Source organism: Escherichia sp. MOD1-EC5950 (assembly GCF_002965345.1).
Taxonomy (GTDB): domain Bacteria; phylum Pseudomonadota; class Gammaproteobacteria; order Enterobacterales; family Enterobacteriaceae; genus Escherichia; species Escherichia marmotae.
In genome coordinates, this window is sequence record NZ_PTSR01000016.1 from 90,339 (window position 1) to 98,825 (window position 8,487).

Consider the following 8,487-nt stretch of genomic DNA (forward strand, 5'->3'; position numbering starts at 1 on the left):
AAGCGCATGACAACCTTAAGCTGTAAAGTGACCTCGGTAGAAGCTATCACGGATACCGTATACCGTGTTCGAATCGTGCCAGATGCGGCCTTTTCATTCCGTGCAGGTCAGTATTTGATGGTAGTGATGGACGAGCGCGATAAACGCCCATTTTCAATGGCCTCAACGCCTGATGAAAAAGGATTTATCGAGTTGCATATCGGTGCTTCTGAAATCAATCTTTACGCGAAAGCTGTCATGGACCGCATCCTTAAAGATCATCAAATCGTAGTCGATATCCCCCACGGTGAAGCCTGGCTGCGCGATGATGAAGAGCGTCCAATGATTCTTATTGCCGGCGGCACGGGCTTCTCTTATGCCCGTTCTATTTTGCTGACGGCGCTGGCGCGTAATCCCAATCGTAATATCACTATTTACTGGGGCGGGCGTGAGCAGCAACATCTGTACGATCTTTCTGAGCTTGAGGCGCTTTCGCTTAAGCATCCTGGTTTACAAGTGGTGCCGGTGGTTGAACAGCCGGAAGCGGGTTGGCGAGGGCGTACCGGTACGGTATTAACGGCGGTGTTGCAGGATCACGGTACGTTAGCAGAGCATGATATCTATATCGCTGGACGTTTTGAGATGGCGAAAATCGCCCGAGACCTGTTCTGCAATGAGCGTAATGCGCGGGAAGATCGCCTGTTTGGCGATGCGTTTGCGTTTATCTAAGGGTTAAAAAACCCGCCCCTGACAGGCGGGAAAAACGGCAACTAAAGCTTTATTCAGTGGCATTACTCTATGTCGCGTCTTATCCGGCCTACAAAGAGTCCTGAACCGTAGGCCGGATAAGGCGTTCACGCCGCATCCGGCAAGTGTTTAAACCCGCTCAAACACCGTCGCAATGCCCTGGCCCAGACCGATACACATCGTCGCCAGACCAAACTGGGCATCTTTGCGTTCCATCAGATTCAGCAGCGTGGTGCTGATACGCGCACCGGAACAGCCCAGCGGATGACCCAGTGCGATCGCGCCACCGTTGAGGTTGATCTTCTCGTCAATCTGCTCCATCAGCCCCAGATCTTTAATACACGGCAGGATCTGCGCGGCAAAGGCTTCATTCATTTCAAACACGCCGATATCGCTGGCAGAAAGCCCCGCTTTTTTCAGCGCCAGCTTCGAGGCCGGAACCGGGCCGTAACCCATAATCGACGGGTCACAACCGACAACCGCCATCGAACGCACGCGGGCGCGTGGCTTAAGACCTAATTCACGGGCGCGGCTTTCACTCATCACCAGCATGGCTGCAGCACCATCGGAAAGCGCAGAAGACGTGCCCGCCGTTACCGTACCGCTGACTGGATCGAACGCCGGACGTAGCGTGGCGAGGGCTTCCACGGTGGTTTCCGGGCGAATCACTTCGTCGTAATTAAACTGCTTCAGTACACCGTCGGCATCGTGACCACCTGTCGGGATGATTTCATTTTTAAATGCGCCCGACTGCGTGGCGGCCCAGGCACGAGCGTGTGACCGTGCGGCAAAGGCATCCTGCATTTCACGGCTGATACCGTGCATACGCGCCAGCATTTCTGCCGTTAAGCCCATCAGGCCCGCCGCTTTGGCAACATTGCGGCTAAGACCTGGGTGAAAATCGACACCGTGGCTCATTGGTACATGACCCATATGTTCCACACCGCCGACCAGACATGCCTGCGCATCGCCAGTCATGATCATTCGTGCCGCGTCGTGCAATGCCTGCATGGATGAACCACACAAGCGATTGACGGTAACCGCCGGGACGGAATGCGGCACTTCTGCCAACAGCGCCGCGTTACGGGCGATGTTGAAACCCTGCTCCAGCGTTTGCTGCACACAACCCCAGTAAATATCGTCGAGAGCCGCTGCTTCCAGCGCCGGATTACGCGCCAGTAGACTACGCATTAAATGAGCGGAGAGGTCTTCCGCGCGCACGTGACGAAAAGCACCGCCCTTCGAACGGCCCATCGGGGTGCGAATTGCATCGACAATGACAACCTGTTCCATTGTGACTCCTTAAGCCGTTTTCAGGTCGCCAACCGGACGGGCTGGCTCAACCGGGGGATAGTATGGTTCGTTATGGCGCGCTTTATTACGCAGACCTTCCGGCACTTCATACAGTGGGCCGAGGTGCTGATATTGCTGCGCCATATCGAGATATTTCGCGCTGCCGAGGGTGTCCAGCCAGCGGAACGCGCCGCCGTGGAACGGAGGGAAGCCCAGGCCGTAGACCAGCGCCATATCCGCTTCTGCCGGAGTGGCGATAATGCCTTCTTCCAGGCAGCGCACCACTTCGTTGACCATCGGGATCATCATGCGGGCGATAATCTCTTCCTCGCTGAAATCACGCTTTGGCTGGCTGACTTCTGCCAGCAGGCCGTCAACGGCGGAATCTTCTTCTTTCTTCGGCTTGCCTTTGCTGTCTTCTTTATAGCGCCAGAAACCGAGGCAATTCTTCTGACCAAAGCGGTTGGCATCAAACAATGAATCGATGGCGTCGCGATAATCTTTTTGCATCCGCTGCGGGAAGCCCGCTGCCATCACTGCCTGGGCGTGATGCGCGGTATCAATCCCCACGACATCCAGCAGGTATGCCGGACCCATCGGCCAGCCAAACTGTTTTTCCATCACCTTGTCGATCTTGCGGAAATCCGCGCCGTCACGTAGTAACTGGCTGAAACCAGCGAAGTACGGGAACAGCACGCGGTTAACGAAGAAGCCCGGGCAGTCGTTAACTACGATCGGCGTCTTGCCCATCTTGCTTGCCCAGGCGACAACTTTTGCGATGGTTTCGTCGGAGCTTTTCTCACCGCGAATAATTTCTACCAACGGCATCCGGTGCACCGGGTTAAAGAAGTGCATCCCGCAGAAATTTTCCGGGCGTTCCAGCGCGTTGGCCAGTTCGCTGATAGGAATGGTTGAAGTGTTAGAAGCCAGCACGGTATCCGGACGTACTTTCTGCTCAGTTTCTGCCAGCACGGCTTTTTTCACTTTCGGGTTTTCAACAACCGCTTCTACCACAATATCCACGCGGTCAAACCCGGCGTAGTCGAGCGTTGGGTGAATCGTGGAGATCACGCCAGCCAGTTTCAGACCATCGATCTTGCCGCGCTCAAGCTGCTTGTTCAGCAGTTTCGCGGCTTCGGTCATGCCGAGGGTTAACGACTTGTCGTTGATATCTTTCATGACAACCGGCACGCCTTTCCACGCGGACTGGTAAGCAATGCCGCCCCCCATAATGCCCGCACCCAGTACAGCGGCCTGTTTCGGTGTTTCAACGTCTTGGGTAAGTTTTTTCGCTTTGCCTTTTACATATTGATCGTTAAGGAAAATGCCGACCAGTGCGCGGGCTTCTTTGGTGTGCGCCAGCGGAACAAAGCTTTTGTTTTCCAGGTTTAAGGCTTCTTCACGACCAAAACGGGCGGCGGCTTCAATGGTTTTTACTGCGGTGATGGGGGCCGGGTAATGTTTCCCCGCTGTTTGTGCGACCATCCCTTTAGCGATGGTGAAGCTCATGGTGGCTTCAATCTTGCTAAGTTTCAGCGGTTCCAGCTTCGGCTGACGTTTCGCTTTCCAGTCGAGGTCGCCGTTAATGGCCTGGCGTAAAATTGCCATCGCGCCTTCAAGTAGTTTTTCTGCTTTGACTACGCCATCAACCAGACCGATTTTCAGCGCCTGTTCGGCCCCGACATCTTTACCGGCGGCAATGATTTCCAGCGCACTGTCAGCGCCCAGCATTCGTGGCATACGCACGGAGCCGCCAAAGCCCGGCATGATGCCAAGTTTGGTTTCCGGCAACCCGATACGCAGATCCGGCGTCGCCAGACGATAATCGGTCGCCAGCACGCATTCGCAGCCACCGCCCAGCGCGTAGCCGTTGACCGCGGCAATGGTCGGCACCGGCAGGTCTTCCAGTCGATTAAACACGCTATTGGCAAAATGCAGCCACTGGCTTAATTGTTCTTCCGGAACGAGAAACAGCGATAAAAATTCGGTGATATCAGCACCGACGATAAAGGCTGCTTTGTTCGAACGCAGCAGCAGCCCTTTTAAATCTGATTGTTGTTCCAGCACGCCGATGGCCTCACCGAGGCTGGCGACGGTTGCAGTGTCGAGTTTATTAACTGAGCCTGGGGCATCGAACACCAGTTCGGCAATGCCATCTTCCAGCCAGTCAAGGTACAGGGTGTCGCCTTTGTAAAGCATGTCAGTCTCCTGAATCCGCAAGGTGATCTGGTCGTACCAGATGGCTTGAAGTGTGTGTTTTATGTTAAAAATATGCAAATAAAAGATTAAAGAAATGCCGTTCTGATCACGCTCGGCAGAAATCACGCTCTGTATGAACGTTGTGCTAAGATGCGGAGACTTAAGGTCAAAAAACAGAAGGGTAAAAAATGGAATCACTGGCCTCGCTTTATAAAAATCATATAGCTACCTTGCAAGAACGGACTCGCGATGCGCTGGCGCGCTTCAAGCTGGATGCATTACTTATTCACTCTGGCGAGCTGTTCAACGTTTTTCTCGACGATCATCCCTATCCGTTTAAAGTGAACCCGCAATTCAAAGCATGGGTGCCGGTAACTCAGGTGCCAAACTGCTGGTTGCTGGTGGATGGCGTGAACAAACCGAAACTGTGGTTTTATCTGCCGGTTGATTACTGGCACAACGTCGAACCGCTGCCGACCTCCTTCTGGACTGAAGATGTGGAAGTGATCGCGCTGCCGAAAGCTGATGGTATTGGTAGCCAACTGCCTGCCGCGCGCGGCAATATCGGTTATATTGGTCCGGTGCCGGAACGTGCGCTGCAACTGGGCATTGAGGCCAGCAACATCAACCCGAAAGGGGTCATTGACTACCTGCATTACTACCGTTCTTTCAAAACCGAGTACGAACTGACCTGTATGCGTGAAGCGCAGAAAATGGCGGTCAATGGTCATCGCGCGGCAGAAGAAGCCTTCCGTTCCGGTATGAGCGAGTTCGATATCAACATCGCCTACCTGACCGCGACCGGCCATCGTGATACCGACGTACCTTACAGCAACATTGTGGCGCTTAACGAACATGCTGCGGTGTTGCATTACACCAAACTGGATCATCAGGCGCCGGAAGAGATGCGCAGCTTCCTGCTGGACGCCGGGGCCGAATATAACGGCTATGCGGCTGACCTGACTCGTACCTGGTCGGCAAAAAGCGACAATGACTATGCGCAACTGGTGAAAGACGTTAATGATGAACAACTGGCGCTGATCGCCACCATGAAGGCGGGTGTCAGCTATGTGGATTACCACATCCAGTTCCATCAGCGCATCGCTAAACTGTTGCGTAAACACCAAATCATCACTGATATGAGTGAAGAAGCGATGGTCGAAAACGATCTTACCGGGCCGTTTATGCCGCACGGTATCGGGCATCCGCTTGGCCTGCAGGTGCATGACGTAGCCGGTTTTATGCAGGATGATAGTGGTACGCATCTCGCGGCACCGGCAAAATATCCGTACCTGCGCTGCACTCGTATTCTCCAGCCGGGGATGGTGTTAACCATCGAACCGGGTATCTACTTCATCGAATCGCTGCTGGCTCCGTGGCGTGAAGGGCAGTTCAGCAAACACTTCAACTGGCAGAAAATTGAAGCACTGAAACCGTTCGGCGGCATTCGTATCGAAGACAACGTGGTGATCCACGAAAATAACGTGGAAAACATGACCCGGGATTTGAAGCTGGCGTGATGGAAAGCTGGTTAATTCCTGCGGCACCGGTCACGGTCGTTGAAGAGATCAAAAAAAGCCGCTTCATTACGCTGTTGGCACATACCGATGGCGTCGAGGCGGCGAAAGCGTTTGTTGAATCAGTACGGGCAGAACACCCCGATGCTCGCCACCATTGCGTGGCGTGGGTGGCGGGGGCGCCTGACGATTCACAACAACTGGGCTTCTCCGATGACGGTGAACCGGCGGGAACGGCAGGTAAACCGATGCTCGCCCAACTGATGGGCAGCGGCGTCGGGGAAATTACCGCCGTGGTGGTGCGCTACTACGGCGGCATATTGCTGGGCACCGGTGGGTTAGTGAAAGCTTATGGCGGCGGCGTGAATCAGGCACTGCGCCAGCTAACGACCCAACGCAAGACGCCATTAACCGAATATACTTTGCAATGTGAATATAGTCAGTTAACCGGTATTGAAGCGTTGCTGGGGCAGTGTGACGGCAAAGTTATTACCAGCGATTATCAGGCATTCGTTCTGCTGCGGGTGGCGCTTCCGGCGGCGAAAGTGGCTGAATTTTCCGCAAAGCTGGCGGATTTTAGCCGTGGTTCATTGCAATTGTTAGCGATTGAAGAATAATCCCCACTTCATTTTGCAGAACTAAGGAAGCGGCAGAGATGCATTTTCGCGCCATAACCCGAATCGTTGGACTACTGGTCATCTTATTTTCAGGGACCATGATTATCCCTGGGCTGGTAGCGCTCATCTACCGGGATGGGGCGGGCCGCGCATTTACCCAGACCTTTTTTGTCGCCCTCGCGATTGGCTCCATGCTGTGGTGGCCGAACCGTAAAGAGAAGGGCGAGCTGAAATCCCGCGAAGGGTTTCTGATTGTGGTGCTGTTCTGGACCGTGCTGGGTAGTGTCGGTGCGCTCCCTTTTATCTTCTCGGAAAGCCCGAACCTCACCATTACAGATGCGTTTTTTGAATCCTTCTCCGGTCTGACCACCACAGGCGCAACGACGCTGGTGGGGTTGGACTCACTCCCTCATGCCATCCTCTTTTATCGCCAGATGCTGCAATGGTTTGGCGGGATGGGGATCATCGTGTTAGCAGTCGCGATACTGCCTATTCTCGGTGTAGGTGGAATGCAGCTCTATCGCGCGGAAATGCCCGGCCCGCTGAAAGATAACAAAATGCGCCCGCGTATTGCGGAAACGGCAAAAACTTTGTGGTTGATTTATGTTCTGTTGACCGTCGCCTGTGCGCTGGCGCTGTGGTTTGCTGGAATGGATGCCTTTGATGCCATCGGTCATAGCTTTGCGACAATCGCTATTGGTGGTTTCTCGACACATGATGCTAGTGTTGGCTATTTCGATAGCCCGACCATTAACACTATTATTGCTATTTTCTTGCTGATCTCCGGCTGTAACTACGGTCTGCACTTCTCGCTGTTAAGTGGGCGTAGTCTGAAGGTTTACTGGCGCGATCCGGAATTTCGCATGTTTATCGGCGTACAGTTTACGCTGGTGGTTATTTGTACACTCGTACTGTGGTTTCATAATGTCTACAGTTCGGCGCTGATGACGATTAACCAGGCATTTTTCCAGGTAGTGTCGATGGCGACGACCGCCGGGTTTACGACCGACAGCATTGCCCGCTGGCCGCTCTTTTTGCCGGTACTACTGTTGTGCTCTGCATTTATCGGTGGTTGCGCCGGGTCAACGGGCGGTGGCCTGAAAGTGATCCGCATTCTGCTGTTGTTCAAACAGGGGAACCGTGAGCTGAAACGTCTGGTGCATCCGAATGCTGTTTATAGCATTAAGCTAGGGAACCGCGCATTGCCGGAACGCATCCTTGAAGCCGTGTGGGGATTCTTCTCTGCTTATGCGTTAGTTTTTATTGTCAGTATGCTGGCGATTATCGCCACTGGCGTGGATGACTTTTCTGCCTTTGCGTCGGTTGTTGCGACATTGAATAACCTGGGGCCAGGGCTTGGTGTGGTTGCTGATAACTTTACCAGCATGAATCCGGTGGCTAAATGGATCCTGATTGCCAATATGCTATTTGGTCGTCTCGAGGTCTTTACATTGCTGGTGCTCTTTACCCCGACTTTCTGGCGTGAATGATGGAGTAATACGTGAAAACATTAATTCTTTTCTCAACAAGGGATGGACAAACGCGCGAGATTGCCTCGTATCTGGCTTCGGAATTGAAAGAACTGGGGAGCCAGGCGGATGTTGTCAACTTGCATCGCACCGAAGAACCAGAATGGGAAAACTACGACTGCGTGGTAATTGGTGCATCTATTCGCTACGGTCATTACCATTCTGCGTTCCAGGAGTTTGTCAAAACGCATGCCACACGCCTGAACTCCATGCCGAGCGCCTTTTACTCGGTGAACCTGGTGGCGCGCAAACCGGAGAAGCGTACTGTGCAGACCAACAGCTACGCGCGGAAGTTTTTGATGAACTCACAATGGCGTCCCGATCGCTGCGCGGTTATCGCTGGGGCGCTGCGTTATCCACGCTACCGTTGGTACGACCGCTTTATGATCAAGCTGATTATGAAGATGTCTGGCGGAGAAACGGATACGCGCAAAGAAGTTGTCTATACCGATTGGGAACAGGTAGCGAATTTTGCCCGAGAAATCGCCCATTTAACCAACAAACCGATGATGAAATAAGCATAAAGAATAAAAAACACGCATTCGGAAAATTATTTTAAATTTCCTCTTGTCAGGCCGGAATAACTCCCTATAATGCGCCACCACT

Annotated in this window: 7 protein-coding genes; 5 read left to right on the plus strand and 2 right to left on the minus strand. The window is 53.3% G+C overall.

Going from position 1 to position 8,487, the window contains the following annotated elements; all coding sequences use genetic code 11:
* The first annotated feature begins 6 nt into the window (after positions 1-6).
* A complete protein-coding gene (fre, locus tag BEA93_RS16020; protein ID WP_001517365.1) occupies positions 7-708 on the plus strand; it encodes an NAD(P)H-flavin reductase in 702 nt (233 codons plus the stop codon).
* 147 nt (positions 709-855) lie between these two features.
* On the opposite strand, the gene fadA is transcribed toward fre, so the two are convergent.
* Both fadA and fadB read right to left on the minus strand, forming a co-directional pair.
* A complete protein-coding gene (gene fadA / locus BEA93_RS16025; protein ID WP_000438693.1) occupies positions 856-2,019 on the minus strand; it encodes an acetyl-CoA C-acyltransferase FadA in 1,164 nt (387 codons plus the stop codon).
* A 9-nt stretch (positions 2,020-2,028) separates the two neighbouring features.
* Complete coding sequence (gene fadB, locus BEA93_RS16030; protein WP_016249457.1) at positions 2,029-4,218, minus strand: fatty acid oxidation complex subunit alpha FadB; 2,190 nt, start codon at positions 4,216-4,218, stop codon at positions 2,029-2,031.
* A gap of 188 nt (positions 4,219-4,406) precedes the next feature.
* Here fadB and pepQ point away from each other — a divergent pair, with 188 nt between their 5' ends.
* From pepQ to hemG, 4 genes are read left to right on the plus strand one after another with little or no spacing between them, the layout of a single operon-like run.
* The gene (gene pepQ, locus BEA93_RS16035; RefSeq protein WP_001517361.1) at positions 4,407-5,738 is read left to right on the plus strand and encodes a Xaa-Pro dipeptidase; all 1,332 of its coding nucleotides are present in this window, start codon (positions 4,407-4,409) and stop codon (positions 5,736-5,738) included.
* Positions 5,738-6,352, plus strand: a complete 615-nt coding sequence (locus BEA93_RS16040; protein WP_001517360.1) for an IMPACT family protein — start codon at positions 5,738-5,740, stop codon at positions 6,350-6,352. Before pepQ ends, BEA93_RS16040 begins: the two co-directional genes overlap by 1 nt.
* A gap of 38 nt (positions 6,353-6,390) precedes the next feature.
* Positions 6,391-7,842: a Trk system potassium transporter TrkH gene (gene trkH, locus BEA93_RS16045; RefSeq protein WP_000545680.1), complete on the plus strand. Its 1,452-nt coding sequence runs from the start codon at positions 6,391-6,393 to the stop codon at positions 7,840-7,842.
* Between the two features lie 11 nt (positions 7,843-7,853).
* A complete protein-coding gene (gene hemG, locus BEA93_RS16050) occupies positions 7,854-8,399 on the plus strand; it encodes a menaquinone-dependent protoporphyrinogen IX dehydrogenase (RefSeq protein ID WP_000853977.1) in 546 nt (181 codons plus the stop codon).
* Positions 8,400-8,487 lie beyond the last annotated feature (88 nt).

Bases quoted from the DNA above. Each gene is read 5' to 3' on its own strand.
- fre (WP_001517365.1), top strand. From the start codon at position 7: ATGACAACCTTAAGCTGTAAAGTGACCTCGGTAGAAGCTATCACGGAT.
- fadA (WP_000438693.1), bottom strand. From the start codon at position 2,019: ATGGAACAGGTTGTCATTGTCGATGCAATTCGCACCCCGATGGGCCGT.
- fadB (WP_016249457.1), bottom strand. From the start codon at position 4,218: ATGCTTTACAAAGGCGACACCCTGTACCTTGACTGGCTGGAAGATGGC.
- pepQ (WP_001517361.1), top strand. From the start codon at position 4,407: ATGGAATCACTGGCCTCGCTTTATAAAAATCATATAGCTACCTTGCAA.
- BEA93_RS16040 (WP_001517360.1), top strand. From the start codon at position 5,738: ATGGAAAGCTGGTTAATTCCTGCGGCACCGGTCACGGTCGTTGAAGAG.
- trkH (WP_000545680.1), top strand. From the start codon at position 6,391: ATGCATTTTCGCGCCATAACCCGAATCGTTGGACTACTGGTCATCTTA.